The following is a 17159-nucleotide window of genomic DNA, read 5'->3' on the forward strand; positions in this document are numbered from 1 at the left end:
GATGGTAAAGCAACCTATGCTTGGTATGAGCACCCATCCAATATTTGAGTCCCATACCAGAAATTATGCCAGAACTAATCTTTCACCTCTAGTCTAAAGACTAGGGATTAATGAGCGGTATCATTTAAATCAATAATTGGTGCCGAGGACAGGACTTGAACCTGCATGCCTTACGGCACAGCCTCCTCAAGACTGCGTGTCTACCAATTTCACCACCTCGGCATTAATTTTAAAACATGCTCATTTTATAGTAATTTATATAGTATGCAATGTATCTTGGTGCCGAGAACAGGACTTGAACCTGCATGGACGTATGAGGTCCACACGGTCCTGAACCGTGCGCGTCTACCAATTCCGCCATCTCGGCATTTAGATTGATATGTTAAACAATACTTATTACTAAATCTACCAATTCCGCCCGCCAGCAAAAGCTGAAGCTTTAGCTTCTGCGGGCTGGCCATCTCGGCAAAGTTCATAAACTTATTGCAAAATAAAAAATGTGTAGGAACAAAGTATTTTTGTTCAATTTTCAAGAAAATAAATGTTGATAGTACTAGCTGTACTTAAGACATTTAATGACATAGAAAATTGACAAAAAGACAAGTTGATATACGTTTGCTTATTTTGCAATAAGTTTACTGATAATTTTAACATAATTACCATAAATTGTTCTCTGTAAAACTGGAGCAGCCAACTTGACATCACTACCTAATTTTGAGAAAGTGAATGTGCAGACTTATTGTCAGTCTATAGAAACTGTCTTATGAAAAAGCTGCTCATATTATTGATTTGGTTACCTAGCTGCATATTTCTCATTCTCTTTAGTTTCTGGTATTACCAAAATACCACCATGAACCAACGGGAGGAATTTGTGCTCCTGTCTCCTCATCAAACTGTTACCTCATTGCCATACAAATTTTATGCCTCACTACCCAAGGTTTTAGGAGCCCAAACTGTAGATGCCTACTATATAGAGTCTCAAGATGTAGTCCCGGAATTAGTTCACAACTATCTTAAAAAATACAATTCACCTATGGTTGACACTTCATATGATCTAGTCCAAGCTGCTAGAAAATACGAGCTTGATCCGTTACTTTTAGTAGCTATTGCTCAATGCGAATCTAATCTTGGTAAAAAAATGCCTCATGAGACTGAAAATATTTACGAATGTCATAACCCTTTTGGTTGGGGAATTCATGCTAGTGGCACACTATGTTTTGACACTTGGGCAGAAGGGTATGAAACTGTAGCCAAAGGATTAAAACAAAAATATGTCGATCAAGGGTTGGAAAGACCAGAAGATATCATGCAACTTTATACACCAGCTTCTATTGAAAAAGCTGGCGGTTCTTGGGCAAAATGTGTTAGCAAGTTTTTAGGACAACTTAATGAGATGCGAGCTGAATTATAAGTAGTTAATGTGTCTTTTTTTACCTTATAATATTACTAGTTGACAAATTACGGGATATAGTTATAATACCCAGCAGATCCTTTGGTTTTGTCTCACCGGACACTACTGGAGGGTTTTTTTTGACCAAAACACTTTCTGAAACTTAATATTCTAGGTCATAAAAAATTCATAAATTTTTCAGAAAGATCTCAATTCTCCAGAGTTAGTCCAATAATTTGCTTGTAAAGAAAAACATGCTACAGTTTTGCTATGAATCTGCAAACTCTTCTAGCCTGGCAAGCCGGAATGCTAACCAAAAAACTTATTGTCACCAGGGGCAAAAGTAGAGGAGAAACTGCTCCAGGCTTAGTAGCTCTTAAGTTTGATCCTCAATTTGTAGCCAATCACCAAGGACAATTTGATACTCGAATCATTATCTCTGGCACTAATGGCAAAACCACTACTACCAGTATGGTTTTAGGAATTTTGCAAAAATCTAAAATTAAAGCTGTTTCCAACCCATCAGGCTCAAATCTGCTCAGAGGTATAGCTTCGGCTTTGATTGATGTGTCTCCAAAAATTAAGACTGCTGTTTGGGAAATTGACGAAGCTGCTTTAATCCCTGTTACCACTCAAGTCAAGCCGACCCATATTCTTTTGACTAATTTGTTTCGCGATCAACTCGATAGATATGGAGAAATAGATACCATCGCTAAAAAATGGCTCAAGCTTTTACAAGCTCTTCCTAAAACCATACTTTTACTCAATAGAGATGATCCTAGCTTGGTTTATATAGGAAGCCAATTACCTCAACATAAGATTGTGTATTTTGGATTAGAACCCAGTAATAATAAGCAAATTCCGACTCATGGAGCTGATGCTATTTTTTGCCCCAATTGTCATAAGCCACTGCAATACCAAAGTATTACATACTCACATCTAGGCAATTACACCTGTAATTGTGGTTTCAAACAACCTAAAGCTCAGTTTGTCGCCAAACATCTTGAGCTTAAAACTAGTCAATTATTATTTGATATAGAAGACCAAAAATACCTTGCGCCACTATCGGGAATGTACAATATTTACAATAGCTTGGCAGCCATAGCATTAGCTAAAAATCTTGCTATCCAGGATAAAATTATCAAAAATAGTCTTAAGGCATTTACACCAGCTTTTGGTAGACAGGAAATTTTCAAAATAGGAGACAAGGCCTTACAACTGCTTTTAGTCAAAAACCCCACTGGATTTAATGAAGTAATCAGCATGCTCAAAAATCTTGGTAAAAAAATTACTATCGCTATAGCTATCAACGACAAAATCGCTGATGGGACTGATGTTTCTTGGCTATGGGATGTGGATTTTGAAAGTTTACAACCTTACATCAACAAAGTGATTGTTACTGGTGATCGAGCTTTAGACATGGCAGTCCGGCTCAAATATGCTGGTTTTAATCCTAAACAATATCTAATACATAAAGATAAAAGCAAGGCTTTAGCTACTTTAATTAATCAAACTGATAAAAATCTTTATCTTTTGCCTACTTATACAGCTATGTGGGAAATGCGGGAAATTATAAAAAAATATAAAAATCTATGAAATTTGTTTATTCTGGTGGCTACAACAAATACAACCTCAAAAGTATTAAGCAATCGATTTTATATCGATATCAAAAACCAATTATTAACACTGCCAAACAAGGCAAAAAAATAGCAATAATAACTCTTGCTAAACCAGATAATTATTATAGTCAAACAATTGCAAAACTTTATAAGCATAAATTAATAGTTATAATAAATTCCCAAAATATTAATAAAATTGGTTGGTCAGACTTTGATGTTTTTTTGATTTTAGGTGGAGATAATCTCAAGCTTTACAATCCTTTGAAAAAAAATGAGTTTTCCTTAAATCTATTAAAAAGTAATGTAGTTTTAATTGGAGATAGCGCTGGAGCCTTTGTTTTGTCTAGTTATTTCTATGATCGGGATATTGATTTTGAAAATAAATATAGTAGTGAAAATATCAAATTCTTTAAGGGTTTTTATCCAGAATCTCAAGTTATCACCATTGCCCATACTAATAATCCTAGATATGTGAATCAAAAATTAATAACTAAAACTAAAGTATTTGCGAAGAAGAAACATTTAAAAGTCCTTAAACTTAACGAGAATGAAGAAAAACTACTTAGCAAAAATGGAGAGTTCATTGATTTTGACCGAAAGCATATTTTTGATTAACTTATGAAACAAGCTAAAAAGCCAATATTAAACATCTGTCATCTTTACTCAAAATCCATGAATACATATGGGGATAGGGGTAATATTATTACTCTTGTGAAATTATGTGAATGGAATGAAATTAAAGCAAATGTCACAGAAATAGAAGTTGGAGAGAAATTTGATCAGAAATTGTACGACATGTTTTTTATTGGCGGCGGACAGGACAAAAACCAAGAACGCATTGCTGTTGATTTACTGACAAAAAAAACACCACTTAAAAAAGCGGTTGAAACAAATAAAGTTTTTCTTCTGGTTTGTGGGTCTTACCAGCTCTTTGGGTACTACTTTAAAACCTATGAAGGTATTATGCTTAAAGGTTTGAAAATTTTAGATATCCACACCATTGGCTCAACTAAGCGCAAAATTGGCAACGTGATCGTGCAACTAAACACAGCTGAAGAGATTCTGCCGAAAACCTTAGTTGGTTTTGAAAACCATTCTGGCAATACCTTCTTACATAAAGGGACAACTCCTTTAGGTAAAGTGGTAAAAGGGTATGGCAATAATGATACAGATAAAATTGAAGGCATCCGCTATAAAAATTGCTTTGGGACTTATTTACATGGCTCACTGTTACCCAAAAATCCTCACTTTGCCAAATATTTAATTAGCTTAGCCTTAAAAAATAAATATGGTAAAGATTTCAGTCTTGACTGCAATAATGACTTGGAGCTTCAAGCCCATCAGTTTATTTTAGATAGTAGATGATACAATAACTTGTTTTTCTCAGCTTGCTCCTTATATACTAAATATGATCTTGCCGAGATGGTCTTTCGACAAACTCAAGACTATAGCGGAATTGGTAGATCTAGTGATAATGTAGACAAAAATATTTGTTTAACAAATCAATCTAAATGCCGAGATGGCGGAATTGGTAGACGCGCACGGTTTAGGACCGTGTGGGGCAACCCGTGCAGGTTCAAGTCCTGTTCTCGGCACATGAGTTTTGAAAGAGAAACTATAAAGATATTAGACGCGACGAGTACTTCTGAACAAGATTTAATAGATTTCCTTCGTATTGAAAGTTCATTACCAGAAGAGTTTATGAAAGAACTTGGTTTGCTCTTTGCTTTTTTGATAAAAACTTACCAGTACACCAAAGAACAAGCTTTATTTTTGATTAAACAATTTTACGATTTTTAAGAATCTTCTTGACTTTTTTATTCTTTGTGTTATTCTAAACAAGTATTTTAAACAAATGTTTTAATCACTTGTTTATGAATCAAAATCAAAAAACAAATAACAAACAAAAAATCTTAAATGCGGCGATTGAGTGCATTGAGCAATATGGTCTGGAGAAAGTTACAGTTCGAAATGTTGCACAAGCCGCTAAGGTTAATATTGCCGCTATTAACTACTATTTTGGTAGTAAAGATAAACTTTTGCATGAAGTTTTAAGACAAACTTTGCATGAAGCTTTTATCAATAATATCCATGACTATCTTCAAAAAAACGATATTGGAAAAAATGATTTAGCTGATTTTTTTGCTCATAACCTAGAAGGTATGATCAATTATCCTCATATTGTTAAAGCTCACTTCCATGATGCTTATATTGATAATAACTATAAAGGCATGGCCATGAGTCGTCTGCATATATTTTTGGAATCAATGCAATCAAAAATTAAGAGGGTGTCTAAAGAAAAAGATGAGGCTTTACAGTTTTCATTGATACAAATTTTTTCAGCAGTTTTTATGATTGGTTTATTTCCTAGTTTGTACCAAAAATTTCTTAGTCTGGATTTAAAAAATGAACAAGTTAGAAAAAAGTACATCAATCATTTACTTGATCATTATTTAATAAACTAGTCATTTCCAGTTAATAATTTTTCAGTTACTATAAAATTTGTATGAAATTACCAATTCCAAAATTATGTAAGCGTCGTTGGTTTCAGTTTTTAGCAATTCTTATTCTCATTTTAGGTGGATATTTTTACTACCAAAGTCATCGAGTTTCTCAAGAAAGTTTAAAAACATTTACCATTAAACCTCGAGATCTACAACAAACCGTAACTGCTTCCGGTACAGTCACTGCTACTAATCAGGTTTCTTTGAAGTTTCAAGCTGGTGGTTACATCACCTGGGTCGGCGTTAAAGAAGGGGATCAGGTCGAACAATGGCAAGCTATTGCTTCAGTCAATCAGGATGACTTAGCTAAACGTCTTAAAAAATCATTACTTACCCAAACGAGTACTCGAAACAATTTTGAAGACACCATTGTTGATTATGATTATGGTATTAGCTCGGTCAATAATTATGATATTCAAACTAGAGGCGATGAGGATTTAGTGATAAAACGAGCTTTGGAAAACAATCAAATCAGTCTTGATTTAGCTACTTTGGATGTAGAAATAGCTGATCTGGCTCGTCAATATGCTAATTTATACACTCCTATTGCCGGAATCGTTACCAAAGCTACTGATGAACATGCTGGTGTTAATGCTTCAGCTGCAACAACAGAATATGTTGTCACCGATCCGAATAGTTTGCGATTTTCAGCTGAAGTCGAAGAATTAGATATCGCCAGTATTCAAGTTGGTATGCCTGCTACCATTTCTTTAGATGCTTTTAGCGACGAAGAAGTAAAAAGCACGGTTAGCAGTATTTCCTTTACTCCTACACAAACCCTAAGTGGCAATACCGCTTACATTGCTTATCTACCCTTACAATCAGATAGCCGCTTTCGCTTGGAAATGAATGGTGATGTGGAGTTTTTAATTAAAGAGAAAAAGAATGTTTTAGCTGTTCCTATTGAAGCAGTCATTGAAAAAGACAATAAAAAAACTGTTACCATACTACTACCAGACAACAAGCGCCAGGAAGTGGAAATTACTACCGGCATTGAAACCGATGACTACTATGAAATAACTAAAGGATTGAGTGAAGGTAGTACGGTTATTCTTCCCTAATTTTATGGCTAGCAAAAAAGCAATTCTCCAGATTAAAAACATATCTAAGTTTTATGAGCTTGATGGTATTACAGTTAAGGCTTTGGAAGATGTCAGTTTAGAAATTTATAAAAATGATTTTGCAGCTATTATTGGCCCATCTGGCTCTGGTAAATCAACGCTAATGCACTTGATTGGAGCGCTTGATACTCCAACCAAAGGTGTTATCAAAATTGAAGGTAAAGATATAGCTTCCATGACTGAAACTCAATTGGCTCGGATTCGCAATGAAAAAATAGGCTTCGTCTTTCAGCAGTTTAACTTACTAGCTAAAACTTCGGCTTTAGAAAATGTAGCCCTGCCGCTTTTATACACTGGCAACATGTCTCAAGGTCAACGCTTGGAAAAGGCTAAACACATGCTAGAAAAAGTTGGTCTAGGAGACCGATTAAAAAATCATCCTAACCAATTATCTGGCGGGCAGCAGCAACGGGTCGCTATTGCCAGGGCTTTAATTAATAACCCCAGTATTCTACTTGCTGATGAACCAACCGGAAACCTGGACACTAAAACTGGCAAAGATGTAATGACCATGCTAAAACAATTAAATAAGGATGGCCAAACCATTATTTTAGTCACTCATGATATGTCGGTAGCTAAACAAGCCCGCAGACAAATCATGATTAAAGATGGTGAGATTGTAAAAAGATTGTAAATTAAAGTTATATGATTGATATTGATGAAACTTTCGATATCGCTTTCAGATCGCTTTTGCGTAATAAGCTGCGCTCGGTTTTAACCATGTTAGGTATTATTATTGGTGTAGCCTCGGTGATTATGCTGATTTCCATTGGAGCTGGCTTACAAAGTTACGTGACTCAGCAGTTTGAAAGCTTGGGCTCAAATTTGATCTATGTTATCCCTGGTGATATTGAAAGTGGTAGTCCTGGCTCGAGTTTTCGTCAAACCTTATCTATGAAAGATGTCCGCTTAATTAAGCGAATTAGCTATCCAATTCGAGATGTAATTGGTAATATTTCTGTCTACGCCAAGGTTAAATATAAAGAAAATGAGGAAACGGTCGAGGTTAATGGTTTTAGTGGTGATGGTTTAAAAACCATGAATTATAAAGCTGAAAAAGGTCGGATTTTAAATGAAGCTGATGATACTAAACGAGCTCGAGTTGCTATTATTGGAGTTGATGTCGAAGAAAAGTTGTTTGAAAATATCAATCCGGTTGGTAAAAATATTTTACTCGGCTCAACTAAGTACAAAGTAGTCGGAGTCTATGAAAGCAAAGGTGGAGGCGGAGGATTTGGCGGAGCAAGTCTTGATAATCAGGTCTTGATTCCTTTAAGCACTGGTCAACGACAATTTAACCAAGATAAATTGAGCGCTATCACCGTCAGTGTGGCTAGCAAAGATGAAATTGAAAATGCTAAGCAAAAAATTGAAGACCAACTTTTGAAATCTCATGAAGATGATGAATTTAGCGTTATGGGCCAAGAAGATTTGCTCAAAACTATCAATCAAATTTTGGGTGTGATTACAGCTGGGCTGGGTGGTATTGCCGCTATTTCTCTTTTAGTTGGCGGCATTGGCATCATGAATATCATGTTTGTCACCGTCACCGAGAGAACTAAAGAGATTGGACTTCGTAAAGCTTTAGGCGCTAGACCAATTGATATTTTGATTCAATTTTTGATTGAATCAATTGTGGTCAGTATTGTCGGTGGTACTATTGGAATTATCACTGCTATCGGCGGATCTATGGTTTTAAATAGATTTTTTACCTCAGAAGTCACTCCGTTTTCAGTTCTTTTAGCTTTTGGGTTTTCGTCATTTATTGGCATTGTTTTTGGTGTCATTCCCGCTTACCGAGCTTCTAAACTTGACCCCATCAGGGCTTTGCGCTATGAATAAAGAAACTCCCTTGCTATAATACCCAAATTATTAATAAAACAAATACTATATGGCTAAAACTACTAAAAAATCTTCTCAAACAAAAACTCAAACCCATGTTCACGAAGCCAAATTAACTTGGCTACCTGATAAAACTTTTGAGCTGGAAATCATAATTCCTCAAGATGAGATTAAAAAAACCTATGAAGACATTTTAGCTGAAGCTGTTAAAACCACTACTGTTAAAGGTTTTCGTAAAGGTAAAGCCCCTAAAAATTTAGTTGAACAACAGATTGGTAAAGCCAGTCTTTACGAAGAAGTAGTCCAACACGTCGTTACCCATGCTTATTTTCATGCAGTTAAACAACATAACTTACATCCAATTATGAATCCAGTAGTTACTCCGATTGCTATGCCAGAAGACAAAGATTGGATAGTCAAAGCCAGTGCTTGTGAAGCTCCTGAAGTCAAACTTGGAGACTACAAAGGAGCCATTAAAGGCTTAAAAGCTAAAAGTAGTATTTGGACTCCAGATAAAGGCACACCAAAACCAGAAGAAAAGGAAGCAGAACAAAGCAGCCCAAGCTTAGATGAAATTTTTGATGAACTACTTAAAAATGCTGAAGTAGAAATTCCCAAAATGCTTCTCGAACAAGAAGCTAATCGCTTACTAACTCAGTTGATTGATCAAGTCCAAGCTGTCGGTATGACGATTCAACAATATTTGGAAAACAAAGGTAAAACTCAGGAAAGCCTGAGAGCTGAGTATGCTCAGGCTGCTAGAAAGACTTTACAACTAGAGTTTATCCTAGCAAAAATTTCTCAAGAAAATAGCATTGCAGTAACTGATAAAGAAATTGAAGATATCGTAGCCAAAAATCAAGATCCGTATGCTAAAAAAGCTTTGGAGTCGCAGGACCAAAGAGCTTATTTAGCCTTGATATTACGCAAACAAAAGACCATTGACTTCTTAAAAAGCCTATAATATAATTGATTTTATAATTAGGCAGACCGGAAATGCGTTTATAATGCAGATGCCGGTATTTTTGTATAGATATGAATGATCCTTTTAGTTTTGGATCAAACCAAAACAACTTGTCTTCAACAAACAGCACTGCCCAAAAAAAGAAACCTCAAACCGCCAGTTTTCTTGAAAGTTTACGTGAACAAGGTAAAACTGCAACTTCTGGGATAGCTCAAGGCGCTGTTGACCAGTTATTTGGTGGTGGCGGACAAGCAAATCAAAAAGTTGATAATTCGAGCCAGCCAGCTAATCCTAATCAACAACCTTTTAATTTTGCTGAGTTTTTGAAGCTTCGCGAACAAAAAATTCGCCAACAAGAACGAACTTTATCTGAACAACAACGTCGAACTGAAACTGTAGTCTTTAGTCAAAAAGAGGAGAGTGCCAAAAAAGAAATTGAGTTTATTAAAGAAGAAATCAAAAAAATTATCAAAGAAACAGGTGATGTAGCAATTGAGTTGATCGAGGCTGAAAAAACTGCCATGACCACTACAGTCGAAGCTGGTACCTATCAAATTAATTTCTTCCAAAGAATTCGAAGTTTACTAGCTATAGCTCGTAAACGCATAGCCGAATCTAAAAATTGGTTGGAAATGTTTAATTCTCGGCAAAAGCAAAAATCTTACTATTGGGGCCAAGTCAAAAAATCCGGCACTAAATACTTACTTTCTAATGAACGCTACATGGCTACTCAAGCCGGGTAACAATTTGATATTTTCCCTTTCTGATAGTTATCATTTTTTCAGCTACTAATTTGTCTAAAATAGGCGTTATTTGACCTTTTGGTTTTTTGATTTTCTGTAAAATTTCTTCTAAAACCATGGGGTTTGCAATTAGCAAACGTACAATTTGACCTCTGATTTGCCGATTTGAGCCAACAAATTTACTTTGTTTAGTGTAGTGTTTGCTTTGCTGGGAGCTATTACCAATGAGACTTTTCATAATAGCTCCATAGTCCATCAAAGCCCAATACCACTCTCTAGGGTTCTTCTTGTCTACAGTTTGATTAATTAAAGTAATAATTTCCTGATCAGAAACTTGTTTTTGCTTTGGAAAAAAATGGTAAATAAAAACTGTCCGAATATTAGTTTCTATTACCATACTTGCCTGATTAAAAGCAAAAGCTTGTATAGCTGCTGCTGTGTATCTGCCAATCCCGGGTAAACTCACTAAAGTTTTTTGGGTGCTAGGAACTTGACCATGATATTTTTTTATTATTGCTTGAGCTAATTGCTGAAGGTACAAAGCTCGACGGTTATAGCCCAAACCCTGCCAATAATAGAGCAGGGTTTTAAACTCAGCATTAGCTAATTTTTCCAAAGTAGGAAAATTTTTAATAAATGCTTCATACTTAGGAATCACCCGATTAGCTTGTGTTTGTTGCAACATAATTTCTGAAACTAAAATATGATAAGGATTAGTAGTTTGCCGCCAAGGAAAATCCCGACCAAAATGAGCATAAAAATTCCAAATAAAACTTTGAAATAGCTTGATGTTTTTAGTTTTCAATGTTTTCATTTTATGATAGTATGTAGCTATGATTGGAAAAATTATTACTAATACAGTTGTGAGTGCTTTAGCAGTTTTTGCCACTGCTTATCTTTTATCTGGAGTGACTGTTGATGGTTTTTTGACAGCTTTGATAGTAGCGCTTGTATTAGGAATTATCAATGCAATTTTGAAACCTATTTTACTTATTCTCACTTTACCAATAAATATTTTGACATTAGGCTTATTTACCTTTGTGATTAATGCTGCTTTGGTTCTACTGGCTTCTCATCTCATTTCTGGTTTTGCAGTAGCTGGTTTTTTCTGGGCACTTTTATTTAGTTTTGTTGTGTCCGTCATTAATTCCCTGCTCGGTTCTTTGCTTAAGTAATTTTTTCATAGTTTTTTCTGGTAAAAAAATTGCCTTTTCCTTAGTAAACTCTCCAACTCTCTTTCTTTCAAGTTCCGAAACATATGCTCCAACTTTTAATTTTTTGCCTAAATCTCGGGCAATTGAACGGATATAGACACCAGGCCCGGTAGTAATTTTGAGTCGTAATTCTGGCCAAGCATAGCTAAGTATTTCGATAACTTTAACATCAACAATCCGAGGTCTGATTGGAACTTTTTTGCCATTTCTAGCCAGTTTATACGCTGGTTGGCCTTTGATCTTGACTGCACTATATACCGGAGGAATTTGAATAATTTCACCAATAAATGAAGTCAAAGCTTTTTGAATATCAGCAATATTAGGCTGAAAATTTGGATCAATAGCTGTTTTAACTCCTTCGTCATCGTCAGTAGTGCTTTCATAACCAAGGTGAAAGGTAGCTTTATATTCTTTTTCCTTAGCCACTTCCTGGTCTAGTTTTTTAGTCGCTTCCTGACCAATCCCAACCACCAAAATTCCCGAAGCTAAAGGATCTAAAGTTCCAGCATGACCAATTTTTTTCTCACCAGTTATTTTTCGTAAATCAGAAATAACAGCAAATGAGCTTGGACCTTTAGTTTTGTAGACAGCTATAATCCCATGTAATTTTTTCATATTTTGTTATTATAGCAATATGTTTAGCAATTGAGAGCCAAGTGCTTTTTTGCTACAGTATAGTTTGTTACTAAATTGCTTCTTTGTCTATGAAAATTGATCAATCAAATCCTATTGGTAGCCAAAATCTCAAACCTTCTAAACACAAAGGCATGTCATTACCTGTTGCCTTAATCGTTTTATTTTTTATCCTATGTGGCATAGTAGCTTTATACATTGCTTTACCAGTTTTGACAAATAAAATTAATATTTCTCAATTATTACCAACTGGTTCTTCAAACAATATAGCTAAGCTCGAAAAGCCAAGTATGAAGCAGTTTGCCTCTAAAGAGGAATTTACTAATTATTTGCAGCAGCAATCCCAAAGCGTATCTGCAACGTATGGTACGGATCAAATAGCGATAAGGGATACCATGGAAATGGCTCCAACTTCAGAGATGGGCAGTTTAAATACAGCTCCTAAAGCAGTTGGGTCTGGTTTGACAAGAGTGTCCCAAACCAATGTGCAAGTTTTGGGTATTGATGAGCCAGATATTGTTAAAACTAATGGGGAACAAATTTATTTTTCTTCAGAAATGCCAGTGTATCGAGTGTTTTCGCAAGGGGTTGAGACAATGCCAATGATTGGCCGAACTGAAAGTGTGTCTCCTAAATACCAAGCTACAAACCAAACTAAAGTTATTAATGCTTTCCCACCAGCTGATTTAGCTCAAATTGGCCAAATTGACAAAAACGGTCAAATGCTTTTGGATGATAAAACTTTGCTTGTTTTAGGTAATGATAATCAAATTTATGCTTATGATATCAGTGATCCCAAACAGCCAAAACAGACATGGAACTATAAATTGGCTGATAATACCCAATTGGATACAGCTAGGCTATATGATGGCATGGTATATTTGATCACCAAAACCTATGTCAGCTTTGATAATCCTTGTCCTCTTAAACCACTAACTGGAACCCAAACTGTTAAAATTGCTTGTACTGATATTTACTACCCGACAATTGATACTGAAATTGATACCACCTATACCATTATTGGTTTAAAACCTGAAAATGGCGATATTGCTAATAAAATTTCTTTCGTGGGCTCAAGCAATAGTTCTGTCGTATATATGTCGGCTGATTCAATCGTAGTTAGCTACAGCTACAGTGGCGATATGGCAGCTTTTATGCAGCAGTTTTTCACTGAAAATGGTAAAGATTTTATTTCTCAGTCGGCTCAAGACCGGATTAATAAATTGGCTAGTTATGAATTGAGCAAAGAAGCTAAATTGGTCGAACTGACTCAAATTATAAATGACTATAAAGCTACGCTTACTAGTGACGATCGACTTAAATTTGAGAATGAGCTCAACAATCGTATGAGTGATTTTGTCAAAGCTCATATGCGAGAAATGAGCCAAACAGAACTGACTAAAATTTCTGTGCCAAAATTGGAAATTGCTGCAACCGGAGCAGTCTCTGGTCAACCTTTAAACCAATTTAGCCTAGATGAATATGAAGGGAATATTCGTATTGCAACTACGGTTAATCCGGTCAGCTATTTTGGCTTTGGTAGTTTCCAGGGTGGACGCAGCGAAGGCAATGCCAATGATGTATATGTCCTGGATAAAAACCTTAAGACCATTGGTTCGATTACTGATCTAGGTCTTGATGAACGAATTTATTCAGCTCGCTTCATTGGAGAAAAAGCTTATCTAGTTACTTTTAGACAAACTGATCCATTTTATATTTTAGATTTAAGTAACCCTCGTAGTCCTAAGATGACTGGTGAGTTAAAAATTCCCGGTTATTCTTCTTATCTCCATCCATTAACCGATACCATGATTCTGGGAGTAGGAGAGGAAAGTAATCAAGTTAAATTATCACTCTTTGACGTTTCAGATGATAGCAATCCAGTAGAGCTAGATAAGTATCTACTTGATGAATACTGGAGTGAAGTGAGTAATAATCATCACGCTTTCTTACAAGATGAAAAACACCAAGTGTTTTATATTCCAGCCAGTAAAGGTGCATATATTTTTAGTTATCAAGGCAATAAACTTGAATTAACTAAAGCAGTCGAGCAACAGCAGAGTAAGCGGGCTGTTTTTCTAGATGATTATCTGTATTTGATTGGAGAACAAAATTTGATAGTAGTTAATGAAAGTGATTGGCAGCAGGTTAATGAACTAAAGTATGAGGATAATCCTATTTCTGATATTTATGAAAAAGAAAGTCCTCCATTACAATCAGATTTAGACAATGCACCATCAAATGTTTTACCTCAAATTGATAGTGTTCAAGTTCGATAGTATTAAAGATCGAAGCAAAACTAAAAAACCGAGACCGCATGTCTCGGTTTTTTTATGTTTTAACAAAGAGTTACTATTACGAAACTCTAATGATCGAAACTGAATTAGTCAGTCCCGGAATCTGCCATTTACTACCATGAATAGAAATAATAATTTGACCTTTTTCAACGATACGCATAGCTTTAAGTTGTTCCAAAATAGGTTCAACATGTAAAATATCTCCTTTAGGAAAATCAACTTTTACTGGAGAGACTCCAAAAGATAAAGTCAGTTGTTCTACTGTCGTTTGATTTCTACTCACTGCAATAATAGGTAAGTTTGGTCGGAAACTGGATAAAATTTTGGCAGAATATCCAGTTTCGGTAAAAGCAATAATAGCGTCAATCTTGGGATGCTCAACACTATCAATCATAGCCATAGCTGCATGTACAATCAGTTGAGCTGTATCATGAGGGACATCACATTTCATGATTAAATTGGTTTTGCTCTCGGTAAAAGCAGCAATTCGACTCATGTAGTCAACTGCCTTCACAGGGTATTTACCTGAAGCACTTTCGCCTGAAAGCATGACTGCATCAGTGCCATCAAAAATTGCATTAGCGACATCCGTGGCTTCAGCTCGAGTTGGGCGGGGACTATCAACCATAGATTGCAGCATTTGCGTAGCAGTAATAACTGGCTTATTTGCTATGCGACATTTGCGGATAATTTCTTTTTGCCAAAAAGCCAATTCTTTAATTGGGATTTCAATTCCTAAATCACCACGAGCTACCATAATGCCATCAGCAGCTTCAATTAGGTCGTCAAGATTATCAATAGCTGGTTGGCTTTCAATTTTGGCAATAATAGCTGCTTTGACATTTCTTTTTCCCATTTCAGTCCGGAGAATTTCGATATCTTCTTTTGTTCGACTAAATGATAAAGCTACAAAATCAACTTTACTTTTGCCAGCCATATCAAGCTTGCGTAAATCATCTTCAATAAGAGAAGGCAGATTGATATGTTTACCAGGCAAATTAACTCCTTTACGATGCTTGATAATGTAATTATCATGAGCTTCAACAACTAATTGATCGCCATTTTTTTCAACAATGGTAAATTCCAAAAAACCATCGTCAATCAGAATTTGATCACCTTCTTTTAATACTTCAAAAACTACCTCATGAGGAATACAAACATTAATATCACTATTAGAAAATGTTGAAGCAAAGATAATCCGTTCGCCTTTTTTAACTATAATATCAGCATGATCTCTAGTTTCGATTCGAATTTCCGGCCCTTGAAGATCAATCAAAATTCCCAATGGAACATTCATTTCTTTAGAAATATCATCAACCAATTTAATTCGTTCTTCATGCCAGGCAATATCGGCATGCTTCATATTAAACCGAAAAACATTGACTCCAGTTTCGATAAGTTCCTTGATTGTTTCGGGACTGTCAGAAGCAGGACCAATCGTAGCAACGATTTTGGTTTGTTTTTGTGCAATCATATTTCTCCTTATTATATGTGTATTAAATATATAACTAAATTATAGGGAAAAATACACAATTAATCAAGCAACAAAGTTACTATATATGCTTAGTGTAGCAAAAAAAATAGCAATAGACTAAAATAGCACTATGGCAAACACTCGAGATATTTTAATCCCAAAAAGAATTCTTTTAGTAGAAGATGATATTTTACTGGCTAATATGTTTGAGAAGGATTTAAGTACTGCCAATTTCTCAGTCACCACGGCATACCAGGGTTCACAAGTTGTTGAACTGGCAGAACAACACCTATTTGATTTAATTTTTTTGGATTTGTTGCTGCCTGGAAAAAGTGGTTTTGAGATTTTAAAAGAATTAAAAGCCAATAAAAAAACGAAGGATGTTCCTGTTATTATCATTACCAATCTTGGTGAAGTAGAACATATGGAACGGGCTCTAGCTTTAGGCGCTGCAGACTATGTTATTAAGGCCAATGTCAGCCCAAAAGAGATTCGGGGACTAGCTAACAAATACCTTCTTCATCATACTGCTCGTAGTCATGAGTATCAGAAAGAGTAGTATGAAGATAAAAGTGGCAAACCTCAATGTTTGGGATGGTGGCAGGTTATTTGAAGATATCATTCGATGGCTCAATCAGGAAGATCCAGATATTACTTTTTTTCAGGAAGTAACCAATTTAGAGAAACCAGAACTTACTAATCAACAACATCAATGTTTTCAGGCACTACAAACACATACAAATTTAAAATATGGCGACTTTGCAACAGCGGCTGATTTGCTTTGGGAAGATGAAACAAAAACCCCTTATGGCAATGCTATTTTAGCCAAAACCCCAATTAAAAGTTGTCAAACGATATTTTATGATATTCCTCGTAAAATGATCAGAAAAGATCGTGGACCAACCCAATTTCCACTTGATCCCAGATGTTTACAACATTGCACTGCAGAGTTTAATAGTGAAACTATTCATCTTTTTAATACCCAAGGCATTTGGGGACTTGATGGGGGAGATAGTACAACACGACTTAATATGTCAGCTAAAATAGTTAAACAAATCAAAGATAAAGATCCTGTCATTTTGGCCGGTGATTTCAATGTCAAACCCAATACTAAAACTATTGGCAATATTGAAAAACAACTAAGCAATGTGTTTAAAAATAAACTAACTAGCACATTTAATATGAAACGAAAATCTAATCCTGGTTATGCTACTGCTGTTGTTGATATGATCTTTGTAAGCCCTACAATTAAGGTACTTGATCATTATTGTCTGCAAGTTGATATTTCTGATCATTTACCACTAGTGGCCGAACTGGAGATATGAAAAACAAACAAATTATTATTAATAATCTACTGA

17 protein-coding genes and 3 tRNA genes are annotated in these 17159 nt (G+C 35.4%); 15 read left to right on the plus strand and 5 right to left on the minus strand.

The window, feature by feature from the left end; translation table 11 throughout:
• Positions 1 to 137: 137 nt before the first annotated feature.
• Positions 138 to 222: transfer RNA gene (locus GYA49_01805), tRNA-Leu, on the minus strand.
• Between the two features lie 55 nt (positions 223 to 277).
• Positions 278 to 367: transfer RNA gene (locus GYA49_01810), tRNA-Leu, on the minus strand.
• Between the two features lie 396 nt (positions 368 to 763).
• On the opposite strand from GYA49_01810, the gene GYA49_01815 reads away from it, so the two are divergent.
• The 11 genes from GYA49_01815 to GYA49_01865 all read left to right on the plus strand — a co-directional run bounded on the left by GYA49_01815 (position 764) and on the right by GYA49_01865 (position 10183).
• Positions 764 to 1411, plus strand: coding sequence for a glucosaminidase domain-containing protein (locus GYA49_01815; protein ID NMC35758.1), 648 nt, complete (start codon positions 764 to 766; stop codon positions 1409 to 1411).
• A gap of 249 nt (positions 1412 to 1660) precedes the next feature.
• A complete protein-coding gene (locus GYA49_01820) occupies positions 1661 to 2986 on the plus strand; it encodes a Mur ligase family protein (GenBank protein NMC35759.1) in 1326 nt (441 codons plus the stop codon).
• Positions 2983 to 3624, plus strand: a complete 642-nt coding sequence (locus GYA49_01825) for a hypothetical protein (GenBank protein NMC35760.1) — start codon at positions 2983 to 2985, stop codon at positions 3622 to 3624. Before GYA49_01820 ends, GYA49_01825 begins: the two co-directional genes overlap by 4 nt.
• A gap of 3 nt (positions 3625 to 3627) precedes the next feature.
• Positions 3628 to 4374, plus strand: coding sequence for a glutamine amidotransferase (locus GYA49_01830; protein NMC35761.1), 747 nt, complete (start codon positions 3628 to 3630; stop codon positions 4372 to 4374).
• 148 nt (positions 4375 to 4522) lie between these two features.
• A tRNA-Leu gene (locus GYA49_01835) sits at positions 4523 to 4604 on the plus strand.
• A 279-nt stretch (positions 4605 to 4883) separates the two neighbouring features.
• A complete protein-coding gene (locus GYA49_01840) occupies positions 4884 to 5474 on the plus strand; it encodes a TetR/AcrR family transcriptional regulator (GenBank protein NMC35762.1) in 591 nt (196 codons plus the stop codon).
• A gap of 41 nt (positions 5475 to 5515) precedes the next feature.
• Entirely contained in the window at positions 5516 to 6574 is a 1059-nt protein-coding gene (locus tag GYA49_01845) for an efflux RND transporter periplasmic adaptor subunit (GenBank protein ID NMC35763.1), read from the plus strand.
• 4 nt (positions 6575 to 6578) lie between these two features.
• Positions 6579 to 7268, plus strand: a complete 690-nt coding sequence (locus tag GYA49_01850) for an ABC transporter ATP-binding protein (protein ID NMC35764.1) — start codon at positions 6579 to 6581, stop codon at positions 7266 to 7268.
• A gap of 11 nt (positions 7269 to 7279) precedes the next feature.
• The gene (locus GYA49_01855) at positions 7280 to 8476 is read left to right on the plus strand and encodes an FtsX-like permease family protein (GenBank protein NMC35765.1); all 1197 of its coding nucleotides are present in this window, start codon (positions 7280 to 7282) and stop codon (positions 8474 to 8476) included.
• 49 nt (positions 8477 to 8525) lie between these two features.
• Positions 8526 to 9440, plus strand: coding sequence for a hypothetical protein (locus GYA49_01860; protein NMC35766.1), 915 nt, complete (start codon positions 8526 to 8528; stop codon positions 9438 to 9440).
• 71 nt (positions 9441 to 9511) lie between these two features.
• Positions 9512 to 10183 (plus strand): hypothetical protein, encoded by a 672-nt coding sequence (locus tag GYA49_01865; GenBank protein NMC35767.1) that lies wholly within the window; start codon positions 9512 to 9514, stop codon positions 10181 to 10183.
• Here the strand turns inward: GYA49_01865 and GYA49_01870 are convergent.
• Positions 10167 to 10997, minus strand: a complete 831-nt coding sequence (locus tag GYA49_01870) for an A/G-specific adenine glycosylase (GenBank protein ID NMC35768.1) — start codon at positions 10995 to 10997, stop codon at positions 10167 to 10169. The two genes, GYA49_01865 and GYA49_01870, sit on opposite strands and share 17 nt — an antisense overlap.
• 19 nt (positions 10998 to 11016) lie before the next feature.
• Here GYA49_01870 and GYA49_01875 point away from each other — a divergent pair, with 19 nt between their 5' ends.
• Positions 11017 to 11358 carry a phage holin family protein gene (locus GYA49_01875; GenBank protein NMC35769.1) on the plus strand — a complete coding sequence of 114 codons (342 nt, stop codon included), beginning with the start codon at positions 11017 to 11019 and terminating at the stop codon, positions 11356 to 11358.
• Here the strand turns inward: GYA49_01875 and truB are convergent.
• Positions 11302 to 12012, minus strand: coding sequence for a tRNA pseudouridine(55) synthase TruB (gene truB, locus GYA49_01880; GenBank protein ID NMC35770.1), 711 nt, complete (start codon positions 12010 to 12012; stop codon positions 11302 to 11304). The two genes, GYA49_01875 and truB, sit on opposite strands and share 57 nt — an antisense overlap.
• A gap of 89 nt (positions 12013 to 12101) precedes the next feature.
• On the opposite strand from truB, the gene GYA49_01885 reads away from it, so the two are divergent.
• Positions 12102 to 14309, plus strand: coding sequence for a hypothetical protein (locus GYA49_01885; GenBank protein NMC35771.1), 2208 nt, complete (start codon positions 12102 to 12104; stop codon positions 14307 to 14309).
• A 76-nt stretch (positions 14310 to 14385) separates the two neighbouring features.
• Here the strand turns inward: GYA49_01885 and pyk are convergent, their stop codons facing one another.
• Positions 14386 to 15801, minus strand: coding sequence for a pyruvate kinase (pyk, locus tag GYA49_01890; protein ID NMC35772.1), 1416 nt, complete (start codon positions 15799 to 15801; stop codon positions 14386 to 14388).
• A 130-nt stretch (positions 15802 to 15931) separates the two neighbouring features.
• Between pyk and GYA49_01895 the strand changes: the two genes are divergently transcribed.
• Positions 15932 to 16360 carry a response regulator gene (locus tag GYA49_01895; protein ID NMC35773.1) on the plus strand — a complete coding sequence of 143 codons (429 nt, stop codon included), beginning with the start codon at positions 15932 to 15934 and terminating at the stop codon, positions 16358 to 16360.
• Between the two features lies 1 nt (position 16361).
• Complete coding sequence (locus tag GYA49_01900) at positions 16362 to 17126, plus strand: endonuclease/exonuclease/phosphatase family protein (protein NMC35774.1); 765 nt, start codon at positions 16362 to 16364, stop codon at positions 17124 to 17126.
• Positions 17127 to 17159: the final 33 nt, after the last annotated feature.

The organism is Candidatus Beckwithbacteria bacterium (genome assembly GCA_012797845.1).
Classification (GTDB): Bacteria; Patescibacteriota; Microgenomatia; order UBA1400; family UBA1449; genus JAAZOH01.

Bases quoted from the DNA above. Each gene is read 5' to 3' on its own strand.
- GYA49_01815 (NMC35758.1), top strand. From the start codon at position 764: ATGAAAAAGCTGCTCATATTATTGATTTGGTTACCTAGCTGCATATTT.
- GYA49_01820 (NMC35759.1), top strand. From the start codon at position 1,661: ATGAATCTGCAAACTCTTCTAGCCTGGCAAGCCGGAATGCTAACCAAA.
- GYA49_01825 (NMC35760.1), top strand. From the start codon at position 2,983: ATGAAATTTGTTTATTCTGGTGGCTACAACAAATACAACCTCAAAAGT.
- GYA49_01830 (NMC35761.1), top strand. From the start codon at position 3,628: ATGAAACAAGCTAAAAAGCCAATATTAAACATCTGTCATCTTTACTCA.
- GYA49_01840 (NMC35762.1), top strand. From the start codon at position 4,884: ATGAATCAAAATCAAAAAACAAATAACAAACAAAAAATCTTAAATGCG.
- GYA49_01845 (NMC35763.1), top strand. From the start codon at position 5,516: ATGAAATTACCAATTCCAAAATTATGTAAGCGTCGTTGGTTTCAGTTT.
- GYA49_01850 (NMC35764.1), top strand. From the start codon at position 6,579: ATGGCTAGCAAAAAAGCAATTCTCCAGATTAAAAACATATCTAAGTTT.
- GYA49_01855 (NMC35765.1), top strand. From the start codon at position 7,280: ATGATTGATATTGATGAAACTTTCGATATCGCTTTCAGATCGCTTTTG.
- GYA49_01860 (NMC35766.1), top strand. From the start codon at position 8,526: ATGGCTAAAACTACTAAAAAATCTTCTCAAACAAAAACTCAAACCCAT.
- GYA49_01865 (NMC35767.1), top strand. From the start codon at position 9,512: ATGAATGATCCTTTTAGTTTTGGATCAAACCAAAACAACTTGTCTTCA.
- GYA49_01870 (NMC35768.1), bottom strand. From the start codon at position 10,997: ATGAAAACATTGAAAACTAAAAACATCAAGCTATTTCAAAGTTTTATT.
- GYA49_01875 (NMC35769.1), top strand. From the start codon at position 11,017: ATGATTGGAAAAATTATTACTAATACAGTTGTGAGTGCTTTAGCAGTT.
- truB (NMC35770.1), bottom strand. From the start codon at position 12,012: ATGAAAAAATTACATGGGATTATAGCTGTCTACAAAACTAAAGGTCCA.
- GYA49_01885 (NMC35771.1), top strand. From the start codon at position 12,102: ATGAAAATTGATCAATCAAATCCTATTGGTAGCCAAAATCTCAAACCT.
- pyk (NMC35772.1), bottom strand. From the start codon at position 15,801: ATGATTGCACAAAAACAAACCAAAATCGTTGCTACGATTGGTCCTGCT.
- GYA49_01895 (NMC35773.1), top strand. From the start codon at position 15,932: ATGGCAAACACTCGAGATATTTTAATCCCAAAAAGAATTCTTTTAGTA.
- GYA49_01900 (NMC35774.1), top strand. From the start codon at position 16,362: ATGAAGATAAAAGTGGCAAACCTCAATGTTTGGGATGGTGGCAGGTTA.